The organism is Sphingomonas adhaesiva, assembly GCF_002374855.1.
Lineage (GTDB): Bacteria > Pseudomonadota > Alphaproteobacteria > Sphingomonadales > Sphingomonadaceae > Sphingomonas > Sphingomonas adhaesiva.
The window spans coordinates 396,256-409,459 of the sequence record NZ_NWVC01000001.1 but is presented as its reverse complement, the minus strand read 5'-3'; the positions used below and the strand labels follow the sequence as shown (position 1 = coordinate 409,459).

General features: G+C 68.3%; 13 protein-coding genes. 8 read left to right on the top strand and 5 right to left on the bottom strand.

Annotated elements, in window-relative coordinates; genetic code table 11:
- Nucleotides 1-38: 38 nt before the first annotated feature.
- Complete coding sequence (locus COA07_RS02070) at nt 39-344, top strand: DUF952 domain-containing protein (RefSeq protein ID WP_066711024.1); 306 nt, start codon at nt 39-41, stop codon at nt 342-344.
- 267 nt (nt 345-611) lie between these two features.
- Here the strand turns inward: COA07_RS02070 and COA07_RS02065 are convergent, their stop codons facing one another.
- Nucleotides 612-1,043 (bottom strand): DUF488 domain-containing protein, encoded by a 432-nt coding sequence (locus COA07_RS02065; RefSeq protein WP_066711007.1) that lies wholly within the window; start codon nt 1,041-1,043, stop codon nt 612-614.
- An 89-nt stretch (nt 1,044-1,132) separates the two neighbouring features.
- On the opposite strand from COA07_RS02065, the gene trmFO reads away from it, so the two are divergent.
- Nucleotides 1,133-2,443, top strand: a complete 1,311-nt coding sequence (gene trmFO, locus COA07_RS02060) for a methylenetetrahydrofolate--tRNA-(uracil(54)-C(5))-methyltransferase (FADH(2)-oxidizing) TrmFO (protein ID WP_066711005.1) — start codon at nt 1,133-1,135, stop codon at nt 2,441-2,443.
- On the opposite strand, the gene COA07_RS02055 is transcribed toward trmFO, so the two are convergent.
- Both COA07_RS02055 and COA07_RS02050 read right to left on the bottom strand, forming a co-directional pair.
- Entirely contained in the window at nt 2,440-2,913 is a 474-nt protein-coding gene (locus COA07_RS02055) for an EF-hand domain-containing protein (protein WP_066711022.1), read from the bottom strand. The two genes, trmFO and COA07_RS02055, sit on opposite strands and share 4 nt — an antisense overlap.
- A gap of 53 nt (nt 2,914-2,966) precedes the next feature.
- Nucleotides 2,967-3,596: a hypothetical protein gene (locus COA07_RS02050; protein WP_245841949.1), complete on the bottom strand. Its 630-nt coding sequence runs from the start codon at nt 3,594-3,596 to the stop codon at nt 2,967-2,969.
- 126 nt (nt 3,597-3,722) lie between these two features.
- Here COA07_RS02050 and COA07_RS02045 point away from each other — a divergent pair, with 126 nt between their 5' ends.
- The 3 genes from COA07_RS02045 to COA07_RS02035 are packed head-to-tail and all read left to right on the top strand — an operon-like array spanning nt 3,723 to nt 6,975.
- On the top strand, nt 3,723-5,678 hold the full coding sequence (locus tag COA07_RS02045) for a TadE/TadG family type IV pilus assembly protein (RefSeq protein ID WP_066711882.1): 1,956 nt from the start codon (nt 3,723-3,725) through the stop codon (nt 5,676-5,678).
- On the top strand, nt 5,675-6,283 hold the full coding sequence (locus tag COA07_RS02040) for a TadE/TadG family type IV pilus assembly protein (protein ID WP_066711885.1): 609 nt from the start codon (nt 5,675-5,677) through the stop codon (nt 6,281-6,283). Before COA07_RS02045 ends, COA07_RS02040 begins: the two co-directional genes overlap by 4 nt.
- The gene (locus COA07_RS02035) at nt 6,274-6,975 is read left to right on the top strand and encodes a TadE family protein (RefSeq protein WP_066711887.1); all 702 of its coding nucleotides are present in this window, start codon (nt 6,274-6,276) and stop codon (nt 6,973-6,975) included. Before COA07_RS02040 ends, COA07_RS02035 begins: the two co-directional genes overlap by 10 nt.
- A gap of 79 nt (nt 6,976-7,054) precedes the next feature.
- Here COA07_RS02035 and COA07_RS02030 read toward each other — a convergent pair whose 3' ends face one another.
- Together COA07_RS02030 and pdhA are read right to left on the bottom strand one after the other, a co-directional pair.
- The gene (locus COA07_RS02030; protein ID WP_066711889.1) at nt 7,055-8,482 is read right to left on the bottom strand and encodes a pyruvate dehydrogenase complex E1 component subunit beta; all 1,428 of its coding nucleotides are present in this window, start codon (nt 8,480-8,482) and stop codon (nt 7,055-7,057) included.
- A 1-nt stretch (nt 8,483) separates the two neighbouring features.
- Nucleotides 8,484-9,506 carry a pyruvate dehydrogenase (acetyl-transferring) E1 component subunit alpha gene (pdhA, locus tag COA07_RS02025; RefSeq protein WP_066711891.1) on the bottom strand — a complete coding sequence of 341 codons (1,023 nt, stop codon included), beginning with the start codon at nt 9,504-9,506 and terminating at the stop codon, nt 8,484-8,486.
- A 165-nt stretch (nt 9,507-9,671) separates the two neighbouring features.
- On the opposite strand from pdhA, the gene COA07_RS02020 reads away from it, so the two are divergent.
- Genes COA07_RS02020 through COA07_RS02010 form a run of 3 tightly spaced genes read left to right on the top strand, consistent with a single transcriptional unit; the run spans nt 9,672 to nt 13,196 of the window.
- The gene (locus tag COA07_RS02020) at nt 9,672-10,964 is read left to right on the top strand and encodes an MFS transporter (protein WP_096640388.1); all 1,293 of its coding nucleotides are present in this window, start codon (nt 9,672-9,674) and stop codon (nt 10,962-10,964) included.
- Nucleotides 10,961-11,881 carry a cysteine synthase A gene (gene cysK / locus COA07_RS02015; protein WP_066713133.1) on the top strand — a complete coding sequence of 307 codons (921 nt, stop codon included), beginning with the start codon at nt 10,961-10,963 and terminating at the stop codon, nt 11,879-11,881. Before COA07_RS02020 ends, cysK begins: the two co-directional genes overlap by 4 nt.
- Nucleotides 11,882-11,891: 10 nt before the next feature.
- Entirely contained in the window at nt 11,892-13,196 is a 1,305-nt protein-coding gene (locus COA07_RS02010) for a cell wall hydrolase (RefSeq protein WP_211280935.1), read from the top strand.
- Nucleotides 13,197-13,204: the final 8 nt, after the last annotated feature.

The window sequence follows — 13,204 nt, the reverse complement described above, 5'->3', positions numbered from 1 at the left end:
GCCCGCTGATCGCGTACAAGGTGCTGACCGGGGAACAGATGGCGGCGCTGGAACGCGACGGCCGCTTCGCCGGGGCGCCGATCGACCTGGCGGACGGCTATGTCCATTTGTCGACCGAGGCGCAGCTGACCGAGACGGTCGACAAGCATTTCGCCGGTCAGAAGGATCTCCACGTCGTCGCGGTCGACGTGGCCGCGCATGGCCAGGCGGTGAAGTGGGAACCATCGCGCGGCGGACAGCTGTTCCCGCACCTCTACGCGCCGATGCTGCTGGAAACCGCGATCGCCTACGGCCCGCTGACGCGCGATGCCGACGGGAAAGTGAGGCTGCCGGTAGCGGGCTGAGGCAAGCGTCACCCCGGCGAAGGCGGGACCTGTGCAAAACCCAAGCCCGTCATGCCGCCGGACCCTTCGGCGTGCATCCATGTTTCCGCATACCAGCAAGCACCTGCTTTTGCGGAACAGTGGACCCCGGAACAAGTCCGGGGTGACGGAACGGAGCGGCGGGAAAACAGACTTCTGCAAAGGTTCCGCGAAGGCTGGGGTCCTGCGCGATGGCCGTGCCTCATGGCGGGAGGTCCCGGCTGTCGCCGGGATGACGTTGGCTGACCCTCAGGCGTACAGGTCCACCACCTCCCGCCCTTCGCCCACCGCTTGCAACAACAGGGTGCGGTGGCAGTGGCAGGGGTCGCGTTCGTAGCAAAGCAGCGCGCTGGGCATTTCGTCCGCGAGTGCCAGCATCTGGGCGGCCTGCGCCTGCGCCTGGGGCAGGTCCAGTTGCGCGTCGTACACCTCGGTCAGCGTTGCGACGTCGCCCTTCTTGGCCGCATCGCGCCCGCGCTTGGGCGTGCCGAGCGCCTTGAGGTGGACATAGCCGATCCCCGCCTCCGCCAGCGAGGCGGCGAGCGTCGACTTGGAGAAGCCGGGGCGGCGCGACAGCGGCAGCGCGCGCACGTCGATGACGCGGCGCACGCCAGCGCGGTGCAGCGCGGCGATGAATTCGGTCATCGTGGCGGCTTCGTAACCGATGGTATAGATCGTCATGCCACCGACATGGGGGCGATGGCGGATAAAGGAAGGCCACCGGGGCGAGCCGGTTGCCCCCTCCCCGGCGCCATCCTACAGCCGCGGGCATGGCGTATGACATTCATGTGATCGGTGGCGGGCTGGCCGGGTCCGAGGCGGCGTGGCAGCTGGCCCAGGCGGGCATCAAGGTGCGGCTGTCGGAAATGCGCGGCGGTGGTGACATGACCCCGGCGCATCACGGCGAGAGCCTGGCGGAACTGGTGTGTTCGAACAGCTTCCGTTCCGACGATGCGGACAGCAATGCGGTGGGGCTGCTGCATCAGGAGATGCGCGCGCTCGGCTCGCTCATCATGCGCGAGGGCGACCGGCATCGCGTGCCGGCGGGCAGCGCGCTGGCGGTGGATCGCGACGGCTTTTCCGCGGGCGTCACCGCCGCGATCGCGGCGCATCCGAACATCACCATCGTGCGCGAGCGCGTCGATACCCTGCCCGAGGGGCCGGCGATCATCGCGACCGGGCCGCTGACCGCCCCCGGGCTGTCGGAAAGTATCGCAGCGGAAACGGGCAAGGATGCGCTCGCCTTCTTCGACGCGATCGCCCCGATCGTCCACCGCGATTCGATCGACATGGACGTGGCGTGGTTCCAGTCGCGCTGGGGCAAGGGCGACGGCACGGATTACATCAACTGCCCGCTCGACAAGGAGCAGTATCACGCCTTCGTCGCGGCATTGATCGCGGGCGAGAAGACCGAATATCGCGAGTGGGAGAACGTCCCCTATTTCGAAGGCTGCATGCCGATCGAGGTGATGGCGGAACGCGGGGTGGAGACGTTGCGCTTCGGGCCGATGAAGGGCGTGGGGCTGGACGATCCGCGTACCGGGCGATGGCCCTATGCCGCGGTGCAGCTGCGCCAGGACAATGCACATGGCACGTTGTGGAACATCGTCGGCTTCCAGACCAAGCTGAAACATGCCGAGCAGGTGCGGCTGTTCCGCACCATTCCGGGGCTGGAAAAGGCGGAGTTCGCGCGGCTGGGCGGGCTGCACCGCAACACCTTCCTGCGCTCTCCGGAGCTGCTCGACCCGACGCTGCGGCTGCGGTCGCGCCCGAATGTGCGCTTCGCCGGCCAGATCACGGGATGCGAGGGCTATATCGAAAGCGCGTCGATCGGGCTGATCGCGGGGCGGTTCGCCGCGGCGGAACTGACCGGCCGGACGCTGGCGCCGCCGCCGGTGGAAACCGCACTGGGCGCGCTGCTGACGCATATCACCGGCGCGGCGGAGGCGGAGACGTACCAGCCGATGAACGTCAATTTCGGGCTGTTCCCGCCGATCCCGGGCCGCACCAAGAAGGCCGACCGCAAGAAGATGTACACCGACCGCGCGCGCGCGGCGCTGTCCGGGTGGCTGGCGGCCTAATCGTCGACGACCGGCGCCGGCTCCGGGCAGCGGCAGGCGGGGCGTGGCGGCTTGCGCTTGGGCGCGGTGGTGGCGAATTCGGCGGAGGTCAGCGTGCCGGAACGGTCGCGGTCGGCGGTGGCGAAGCGTTCGCGCGTCTTGATCGACCATTCGTCGAACGACAGCCGCCCGTCGCCATCGGTATCGAGCTTCGCGAACGCCTTGCGCCGTGACGCCAGATATTCCTCACGCGTGATCCGCGCGTCGCGATCCTTGTCGTAGCGGTCGAAGCGCTTCTGCTCGCGCGAGCGTTCGGGCGCCTCGGGCAGAACGGCGGGCGCGTCCTGCGGCGCCGGTGCGGTGGTCGCGGCGATCGCCGGGGACGACAAGGCGTTGGCGGCGCGTGCGGACGGCGACGCGCCGCTCCACATCAGCCAGCCGCCCGCGACCATCGCCACGCCGCCGATACCGCCCACCAGATAGCGCCACATGACCATCGCCCCCGCCGTACCCGACCATGGCTAGGCGAGGCACGCCGCCAGCGTCAACGCCCGGTCAGGCGATGCCACAACAGCCGCATGGCGCGTCGGGGGTGTCCCGCCGGGTAACGCCCCTCCAGGTCGAGCCGCGCGGACAGTGCCAACGCGCCGAGGCTGCGCAGCCCCCCGGGCCAGCGCGCGCCCTCCGCAACGGCGGCGAGGGCGGCAAGCGCCTGCCGCTTTGCCTCCGCCGCGTCGTCCGTGCGGCGCAGGTGGCGCGACAGGTCGGCGAGCGCCCAGGCCCGCCCGGCCGCCTCCAGCCGGGGATCGCCGGCATGGCCCGACAGGCGGCCCGCCACGACGAACAATCGCGCGCGGCCGGCGGCATGGCGCGCGATCGCGTCGGCGCCCAGTTCCTCCTCCTCGACCAGCACTTCCCAGCCATGGACGATCGGAACCAGCATCGCGCCGGTGACGTCATGGCGCAGCAGATGCGCCGCCAACCCCTCAAGCACCGGTTGCGCGGGTGGCGGCGCGTGGTCGAGCGCGGCCAGCGCTTCCCGCCACCACGCCAGCCGCAACTGTCCGACCGCCGGGGTGGTGGTGGTGCGCAGCACCTGCGCCAGCGCATCGTCGAGCGCGAGCAGCGACTCGAGCGCCGCGCGATCGCCCGGATCGGCGTAGGATAGCGCCAATGCCCGTTCCGTGCCGTCGTTGGCCAAGAAAATGTCACGATCTGTCAAGGACGTGCGCCGCTAAACCAATTGTTATCCAGAAGCCCGTATCGCGGCACGCTGACGATGCGAGGCGCGACGACGGACATGCTGCAGTTCCTGTTTGGCCGCAAGGCGCGGACCGCCGGTTTCCTGAGCCGCCTGGGCCGCAACCAGGCCGCCAACACGCTGGCGATCATGGCGTTCGCGCTGATCCCGCTGATCGCGGTGGCCGGTTCGGCGATGGACATGGCGCGGCTGTACTACGTCAAGAGCCGATTGCAGCAGGCATGCGACGCCGGCGCGCTGGCCGGGCGCAAGTTCATGACCGGCCAGACGCTGGACAGTGACTCGACCGCGCGTGCCAACGAATTCTTCAACAACAATTTCCGTGACGGCATGTTCGGCGCGAAGACCACCAGCTTCACGCCCTCGACGTTGTCCGACGGGCAGGTGCGCGGCGTCGCCGCCACGACCGTGCCGATGACGCTGAGCGCGGTGGTCGGCGCACGGCCGATCACGCTGAACGTGTCGTGCCAGGCCAAGCTGGAGATCCCGAACCTCGACATCATGTTCGTCCTCGACACCACCGGGTCGATGGGTGACACCAATCCGGGCGACACGGTCAGCAAGATCGCCGGGCTGCGCACCGCGGTGCTCAGCTTCTACGACACGATCGAGGCGGCCAAGCGGCTGACCACGCGCGTCCGCTATGGCTTCGTCCCCTATTCCAGCACGGTCAATGTCGGCACGCTGCTGAAGCCGGAATGGCTTGCGGACCGGTGGACCTACCAGTCGCGCGTCCAGAACGGCAGCACGCCGGGCGGCAGCACCACGCGCACGACCGACAACACCTATTCCAACTGGCAGAACACCTCCGGGTCGGTCAGCACCTCCACATCCTCGACCCGCGGGGAATCGTGCCCGACGCCGGCAAGCAATTATACCTCCCCGACGGTGGAGAAGCTGGTGAGCCAGAGCGGCACCACCAAGGTGTACGAACAGACGCAGACGATCAACGGGACGCAATACAGTTCGTCCTTCTCCGGCGGGCTGTGCACGATCACGAAGCGGATCTGGAACAACTACGTCCAGACCCGCAACCGGACGGAAAAGCCGTGCACCTCGAATTGCACGACGACGTCCAATCCCACCTACAGCTGGATCTACAAGCCGGTGGAATTCCCGGTGGACGGCTTCAAGGCGGTGGGATCGGACGGGGCGGTCGTCGGCGGGGTCGTGACCTATCCGATGTTCAGCGACACGCAGGGCAACGTCGCCGTCACCTGGAATGCCTCCAATGCCTGTATCGAGGAACGCCAGACGGTGCGGCAGATGACCTATCCGTCGATCCCCGACGACGCGTACGACATGAATATCGACATGGTGCCCGATCCGGCGCGCCCCGAAACGCAGTGGAAGCCGTTCCTTCCGCGGCTGGTCTACACCCGCAAGGGGATGAACAACTGGTATTATCCCGACTGGCCATCGACGTCGAACACGCAGGGGTTGTGGAATTACTATGACAATGCCGCCTGCCCCACCGCGGCGAAGCGGCTGAACCCGATCACGCGCAGCGCTCTCAACACCTATCTCAACAGCCTGCAGCCGCGCGGCTACACCTATCACGACATCGGTTTCGTGTGGGGCGCGCGACTGCTGTCGAAGACCGGCATTTTTGCCGGGGACAATACCAGCGCGCCGAACGGCGGCGACATCGACCGGCACATCATCTTCATGACCGACGGCGGTACCGACACGCGCAACGGCGTGTACGAAGCCTATGGCCTGTCGGCGCTCGACCGGCGGCGCACCAGCACCGGCAGCGTGCCGAGCGACGGCGACCAGAATACGATCGTCGCCAACCGGCTGGGCGCGCTGTGCACCGAGGCGAAGCGCAAGGGGATGACGGTGTGGGTCATCGCCTACGGCACCTCGCTGAGCACGATGCTGTCGAACTGCGCGAACGACGGCAAGGCATTTCAGGCGAACGACTCCGGCGCGCTGAACGATTCGTTCCGCAACATCGCGACGCAGATCGCCCGCCTGCGGGTGTCGAAGTGAGCGGCGGGCTGCCACAGGCGCTGCCATGCCGGCTGGCGCGCGACCGGCGCGGTGCGACGATCATCGAATTCGCGCTGCTGCTGCCGGTCATGCTGCTGATGCTGTTCTCGCTGTTCGACCTTTGTTTCCAGGTCTACGTCCAGTCGGTGCTGACCGGCGCGGTGCAGCGCGCGGGCCGCGACCTGACGCTGGAGGGCGGCACGCCGGCGTCGATCGACGCGATCCACGCCCGCGTCGAGGATATGGTGCAGGCGGTGATGCCGCAGGCCACCGTCCGGCACGAACAGAAGAGCTACAGCAGCTTTTCCACCATGGCCCCGGAACGGTTCATCGACGCCAACAACAACCACATCCGCGACCCCGGCGAATGTTTCGACGACGTCAATCGCAACGGCATCTGGGACAGCGACCCTGCGATCAGCACGATCGGCGGACCGAACGACATCACCGTCTACACCGCGCGCGTCACCTACAGCCAGCCGTTCCCGCTGATCCCGATCGGCAACTTTCTGTCGAACGATGTCGCGCTTTCGTCCACCACGGTCTTCAAGAACCAACCGTTCGGCACGCAGACCGTCAGCCCGGTGCAGCAGATATGCAGTTGATCGATCGCCGCCACGCCCGGATGCGGCTGCTTCGCGGACGCCGGCTGCTGCGGCGGCTGGCGCGGTCGCGCAGCGGCGTCGCGTTCCTGGAATTCGCGCTGGCGCTGCCGATCGTGGTGCCGCTGGGGCTGACCGGGACGGACCTGTCCTTCTACGCGGTCACGCAGATGCGGCTGAGCCAGGCCGCGCTGAGCCTGGCCGACAATGCCTCGCGCGTCGGGCTGGACACCAGCGTCGGCACGCAGCAGCTGCGCGAGGTCGACGTTAACGACATCTTCCAGGGCCTGCGCATCCAGACCGGGCAGCTGGGGCTGGGCGAACAGGCGCGCGTCACGCTGAGCAGCCTGGAACGCAACAGCGACGGCGGCCAGTGGATCCACTGGCAACGCTGCCTGGGGACGCGGCGTGGCGCAGGCTGGGATTCGGAATATAACGATACGATGGGCGTCCGGGGCACCAGCTTCCCCGGCGTCGGCCCCGCATCGGCGCGGATCACCGCGCCGCCGGGATCGGCGGTGATGTATGTCGAGATCAACTACGAATACCGCCCGCTGATCCCGGCGATGTTCGTCGCCTCGACGAAACTGAGTTCCTATGCCTCGTTCGTGGTGCGCGACAATCGCGAGCTGCAGGCCGGCGTCGTGGCGTCGCCGCCGGCACAGCAGATGAACTGCACCACCTACTCGACCTGACCCGACGACGCCCCGGTGGCCGAAGCCACCGGGGCGCCCGCTCATCCGCCGTGCCGCAGCACGCCGGGGGTGGTGAGGGTCAGCGGTAGCAGACCTTCTTGACCGCCGCGATCACCTTGTCCGCCGACACCAGCGCCAGCTTTTCGAGATTGGCGGCATAGGGCAGCGGCACGTCCTCGTTGGTGACGCGCAGCACCGGTGCGTCGAGGTCGTCGAACCCCTCCTCCATCGCGATCGCCGCGATTTCGGACGCGATCGAGCAGGTCGGCCAGCCTTCCTCGACCACCACCAGGCGGTTGGTCTTCGCCAGGCTCTTGAGCACGGTCGCCTTGTCGAGCGGGCGCAGCGTGCGCAGGTCGACGACCTCCGCCTCGATCCCCTCGCCCGCCAGCTTGTCCGCCGCCTCCAGCGCCAGCCCGACGCCGATCGAATAGCTGACGATGGTCACGTCGCGGCCCTCGCGCATGATGCGCGCCTTGCCGATCGGCAGGACCCAGTCGTCCAGCTTCGGCACCTCGAAGGTGCGGCCGTACAGCAGCTCGTTTTCGAGGAAGACGACCGGATCCTGCGTGCGGATCGCCGCCTTCAGCAGCCCCTTGGCGTCGGCCGCGTCATAGGGCGCAATCACGATAAGCCCGGGGACCGAGGCGTACCACGGGCCGTAGTTCTGCGAATGCTGCGCGCCGACGCGGCTGGCGGCACCGTTAGGGCCGCGGAACACGATCGGGCAGCGCATCTGACCGCCCGACATGTAATTGGTCTTGGCCGCCGAATTGATGATGTGGTCGATCGCCTGCATCGCGAAATTGAACGTCATGAACTCGACGATCGGGCGCAGGCCGCCCATCGCCGCGCCCGTGCCGACGCCCGCGAAGCCATATTCGGTGATCGGCGTGTCGATGACGCGCTTGTCGCCGAATTCGTCCAGCAGCCCCTGCGTGACCTTGTACGCACCCTGATATTGCGCGACTTCCTCGCCCATCACGAACACGCGCTCGTCGGCGCGCATTTCCTCGGCCATCGCGTCGCGCAGTGCCTCGCGCAGCGTCTGCTTGACCATTTCGGTGCCGGCCGGAATCGCGGGATCGGACACCTCGGCGTCGTGGCGTGCGGCCTCGAACATCTGGCGTGCGCCGGTCTCGACCTTCTCCTGCGCCGGGTGGGCCGAATCCTCGACGGTGTCTGGCTTCTTCTCGTCCGCCTTCGCCTGCGGCGCGGGCGAATCGTCCTTGGTCGCGGCGGGGGCTGCGGCACCGGCATCCTCGCCCTCACCGGCGAGCTGCATGATGACCTCGCCGACCTTCACGCCGTCGGTACCCTCGGCGACCAGGATCTTGGCGACGACGCCCTCGTCCACGGCCTCGAATTCCATCGTTGCCTTGTCGGTCTCGATCTCGGCCATGATGTCGCCGGACTTCACCGTGTCGCCTTCCTTGACGAGCCACTTGGCGAGCGTGCCCTCCTCCATCGTGGGCGACAGCGCCGGCATCTTGATGTCGATCGCCATCTCAATACTTCTCCACCAGAACGTCGGTATACAGTTCCGCCGGCTCCGGCTCCGGCGTGCTCTCGGCGAAATCGGCCGCTTCGTTGACCTGCTTGCGGATCGTCTGTTCGATCGCCTTCAGTTCGTCTTCCTTGGTGCCGTGGCTGTCGATCAGCAGCTTCTTGACGTGCTCGATCGGGTCGGACTTGTCGCGCACCGCCTGCACCTCGTCGCGCGAGCGGTACTTGGCCGGATCGGACATGGAATGGCCGCGGTAGCGATAGGTCTTCATCTCCAGGATGATCGGCCCCTTGCCCGCGCGCACCCAGGCCAGCGCCTCCTCCGCCGCGCCGCGTGCCGCCAGCACGTCCATGCCGTCGATCTGCAGGCCGGGGATGCGGAAGCTTTCGCCGCGGCGATACAGCTGGTCCTCGGACGAGGCGCGGTTGACGCTGGTGCCCATGGCGTACTGGTTGTTCTCGATCACGAAGATGATCGGGAGCTTCCACAGCTCCGCCATGTTGAAGCTTTCGTACACCTGCCCCTGGTTCGCGGCGCCGTCGCCGAAATAGGCCAGGCACACGCCGCCGTCGTTGTTGTACTTGTGGCTGAACGCCAGCCCGGCGCCGAGCGACACTTGCGCGCCGACGATGCCGTGGCCGCCGTAGAACTTATGCTCGACGCTGAACATGTGCATCGAGCCGCCCTTGCCCTTCGAAATGCCGGCCTGGCGCCCGGTCAGTTCGGCCATGACGTCCTTGGGCGGGATACCGCACAGCAGCATGTGGCCGTGATCGCGATAGCCGGTGATGACCGAATCCTTCTCGGTCAGCGCGGACTGGAGACCCACCGCGACCGCTTCCTGCCCGATGTACAGGTGGCAGAAACCGCCGATCAGGCCCAGGCCGTACAGCTGCCCGGCCTTTTCCTCGAACCGGCGGATGAGGAGCATGTCCTCATAGAATTTCAGCAGCTCCTCCTTCGACGCCGCATAGGGCGACGGATCGGCGGGACGTTCGCGATTCGACTTCAGCGGATCGGCCACGGGAGGAGTGTCGGAGCCGTCAGGCTTGGTGCGGGCGGGGGCTTTTGCCACGATGGACGTAACCTCGTTTCCTTGGGGAGATGCGCGCCTATAGTCGCGGCACGTGGCAGACTGCAAACCCCACCGACTTGCAAGGGTTTCGGCGCGGGTCTAGGCGGGCCGCAGATGGACCGGACCCCCGCCCCCGCCGTACATCCGCTGCGGATCGCGAACTTCCGCGCCTATTGGCTCTCGCGCTTTTCCGGCACGATCGCGATCAGCGCGCAGGCGATCATCATCGGCTGGCAGGTGTACGGCATCGCGCGCGACACGATGGACATCCGGCAGGCCGCGTTCATGCTGGGGCTGATCGGCCTCGTCCAGTTCGTCCCCCTGTTTCTGCTGACCCCGGTGGTCGGGCTGGTCGCGGACAGCGTCGACCGGCGCTGGATCGTGCGCGGCACCACCTCGCTGCTGGTCGCCAACGCCGCGGTGCTGGGCATCCTGACCTGGGCCGGGCTGCTGACGCTGCCGTTCCTGTTCCTGGCGGCGGTGCTGGTGGGGGTGGCGCGTGCCTTCGCCGGGCCGGCCTATTCCGCGCTGGCCCCCAATCTGGTGCCCAAGGAAAGCCTGCCGACCGCGATCGCGATCTCCTCGATCGCGTGGCAGACGGGGACGATCGCGGGGCCGAGCGTCGGCGGGCTGCTGTTCGCGATCCATCCCGACGTCGCCTATGCCGCGATCTGCGCGATGCTGTCGGTCGCGTTGGGACTGATGTTCCTGATCGGCCCGGTCCCGCAGCCGCCCGCGCAGAAGGACCGCCGCCCGTTGCAGCGGATCCTGGACGGCTTTTCCTATGTCCGGCGCAACCGGCTGGTGCTGGCGGCGATCACGCTGGACCTGTTCGCGGTGCTGCTGGCGGGGGCGACCGCGCTCTTGCCGATCTACGCGCGCGACATCCTGCACGTCGGCGCCAGCGGGCTGGGGTTCCTGGCGGCGGGCATGGGAATCGGCGCGGCGACGACCGCGATCTTCTTCTCGTTCCGCCCGATGACCAGCAACGTCGGGGTCAAGATGCTGGTGTCGGTGGTGGTGTTCGGCGTGGCCATCCTCACCTTCGGCCTGTCGACCTCCTTCTGGGTCAGTCTGGTCGCGCTGATCGTCGCGGGCGGGGCGGACATGGTGTCCGTCTATGTGCGCACCTCGCTGATCCAGCTGCACACCCCCGATGCGATGCGCGGGCGGGTGAGCGCGGTGTCGCAGCTGACGATATCGGCATCGAACGAGCTGGGCGAGGCGGAGAGCGGGCTGATGGCATCGCTGCTGGGGCCGGTCGGCGCGGTCGTCGTCGGCGGCGTCGGGGCCATCGCCATCACGCTCGTCTGGGCGTATCTGTTCCCGGAACTCAAGCGCGCGCGGACGTTTGATCCGCCCGTCATGCCCGAACACGAACCACTGCACGGAGTAGCGAAGCCATGAAGGCCCAGACCATCCTGGAGACGATCGGCAACACCCCGCATATCCGCGTCCGCAAGCTGTTCCCCGGATCGGAAGTGTGGATCAAGTCGGAGCGCGGCAATCCCGGCGGCTCGATCAAGGACCGCATCGCGCTGGCGATGATCGAGGCGGCCGAAGCGTCGGGCGAGCTGAAGCCGGGCGGCACGATCATCGAGCCGACCAGCGGCAACACCGGCATCGGCCTGGCGATGGTCGCGGCGGTGAAGGGCTACAAGCTGGTGCTGGTGATGCCCGAGAGCATGAGCCTGGAGCGCCGCCGGCTGATGCTGGCCTATGGCGCGGAATTCGACCTGACCCCGCGCGAAAAGGGCATGAAGGGCGCGATCGAGCGCGCGCTGGAGCTGGTCGAGCAGACCGACGGCGCGTGGATGCCGCAGCAGTTCGAGAACCCGGCCAACGTCGACGTCCACGTCCGCACCACCGCGCAGGAGATCCTGAACGATTTCCGCGACACGCCGATCGACGTCATCATCACTGGCGTGGGCACCGGCGGGCACATCACCGGCGTGGCCGAGACGCTGAAGAAGGAATGGCCGGACCTGAAGGTCTTCGCGGTCGAGCCGCAGGCGTCGCCGGTCATTTCCGGCGGGCAGCCCGGCCCGCACCCGATCCAGGGCATCGGCGCGGGCTTCATCCCCGCCAACCTGCACACCCAGGCGCTGGACGGCGTGATCGAGGTGGATGCCGCGGTCGCCAAGGACATGGCGCGCCGCGCCGCGCGCGAGGAAGGGATGCTGGTCGGCATCTCGTCCGGCGCGACGCTGGCGGCGATCCTGCAGAAGCTGCCCGATCTGCCCGACGGCGTGCGCGTGCTGGGCTTCAACTACGACACCGGCGAGCGTTACCTGTCGGTGCCGGATTTCCTGCCGGAGAGCTGATCTGACCCACATGAGCTGGAGGGTGCACGCGATCCTGACCGGGGTCGCGGCACTGGCACTTGCGCTGCCCGCCATCGTGGTGTCGCGCGCGCCGGCTGTGCCGCGCCCGATCGCGGCGAAGGTGAAGCGCCCGCAGCGCGTCGTCGCCCCGACCGAGCTGCCCGACGTCGAGCCGGTCGAGCTGCAGGACCTGACCCCGCAGGACGCGCGCAGCTACAACGCGAGCATCCCGTTCGTGCGCGGGCCGAACCCCGCCGCGCGCCCGTTCCGCTTCGCCGGCGACGATGCGCAGCGCGCCCGCGCCACCGACTGCCTGGCCGCGGCGGCGTGGTACGAGGCGGGAGACGACGCGGTCGGCGAGCGCGCGGTGGTGCAGGTGGTGCTCAACCGGCTGCGCCACCCGGCCTTTCCCAAGACGGTGTGCGGGGTGGTCTTCCAGGGGGCGGAGCGGACGACCGGCTGCCAGTTCACCTTCACCTGCGATGGGGCGCTGGCGCGCATCCCGTCGCCGCCGGCATGGGACCGCGCGCGGCGCATCGCCGCCGATGCGTTGAAGGGCGCGGTGTTCGCGCCGGTCGGCTATGCCACGCATTACCATACCGACTGGGTGGTGCCGTACTGGAGCGCCAGCCTGGACAAGATCGCGGAAGTGCACACGCATCTGTTCTTCCGCTGGACCGGCTGGTGGGGCACGCCCGCGGCGTTCCGGCGCGACGTGTCGTCGGCCGAACCGGTCGTCGCGAAGCTGGCCGGGGTGTCGGACGCCCACAAGCTGGGCGGCGCGCTGGACGAGGCGGCGACCGCGCTGGCGGCCGCGGCGCCGTATCTGGATGGCCTGCCCGTGGCGGCGGGCGACGGGGCGCCTTCGGGTGAGGTGGCGGTCGGCGCGGCGCCGCGCGCGCTGGCGGACGCACCCGACACCTATTTCGTGTTGCTGGACGCGCGCCGGCCGGACGATTTCGCGGCGGTGGCGCAACGCACCTGCGCCGACCGACCGCGCTGCAAGGTCATGGGGTGGATCGACCAGCGGCTGATCCCCGCGTCGATGATGATGTCCCCGCAGCAATATCAGGCGATGGGTTTCAGCTACCTGCGCGATCGCGACGGCGGGTTCGACCGGATGCTGTGGAATTGCCAGCAATTCCCGCGCGAACAGGCGCCGCAATGCATGCGCGGCCGCGTCACCGCCAGGCCGGCGCCGGCCGCCGAGGCGACGCCCGCGGCCAAGGGGCCGGCGACGCTGGCCGGGGTGCGCCGCAACGCGCCCGCCCCCGAGGCGACGCCCTCGCCCGCCGTCACCCCGCGGATCGAATAGCCACGAAA

Bases quoted from the DNA above. Each gene is read 5' to 3' on its own strand.
- COA07_RS02055 (WP_066711022.1), bottom strand. From the start codon at position 2,913: ATGTGGCGCTATCTGGTGGGCGGTATCGGCGGCGTGGCGATGGTCGCG.
- COA07_RS02010 (WP_211280935.1), top strand. From the start codon at position 11,892: ATGAGCTGGAGGGTGCACGCGATCCTGACCGGGGTCGCGGCACTGGCA.
- COA07_RS02035 (WP_066711887.1), top strand. From the start codon at position 6,274: ATGCAGTTGATCGATCGCCGCCACGCCCGGATGCGGCTGCTTCGCGGA.
- COA07_RS02030 (WP_066711889.1), bottom strand. From the start codon at position 8,482: ATGGCGATCGACATCAAGATGCCGGCGCTGTCGCCCACGATGGAGGAG.
- COA07_RS02065 (WP_066711007.1), bottom strand. From the start codon at position 1,043: ATGACGATCTATACCATCGGTTACGAAGCCGCCACGATGACCGAATTC.
- COA07_RS02045 (WP_066711882.1), top strand. From the start codon at position 3,723: ATGCTGCAGTTCCTGTTTGGCCGCAAGGCGCGGACCGCCGGTTTCCTG.
- trmFO (WP_066711005.1), top strand. From the start codon at position 1,133: ATGGCGTATGACATTCATGTGATCGGTGGCGGGCTGGCCGGGTCCGAG.
- cysK (WP_066713133.1), top strand. From the start codon at position 10,961: ATGAAGGCCCAGACCATCCTGGAGACGATCGGCAACACCCCGCATATC.
- COA07_RS02070 (WP_066711024.1), top strand. From the start codon at position 39: ATGGCGGCGCTGGAACGCGACGGCCGCTTCGCCGGGGCGCCGATCGAC.
- COA07_RS02020 (WP_096640388.1), top strand. From the start codon at position 9,672: ATGGACCGGACCCCCGCCCCCGCCGTACATCCGCTGCGGATCGCGAAC.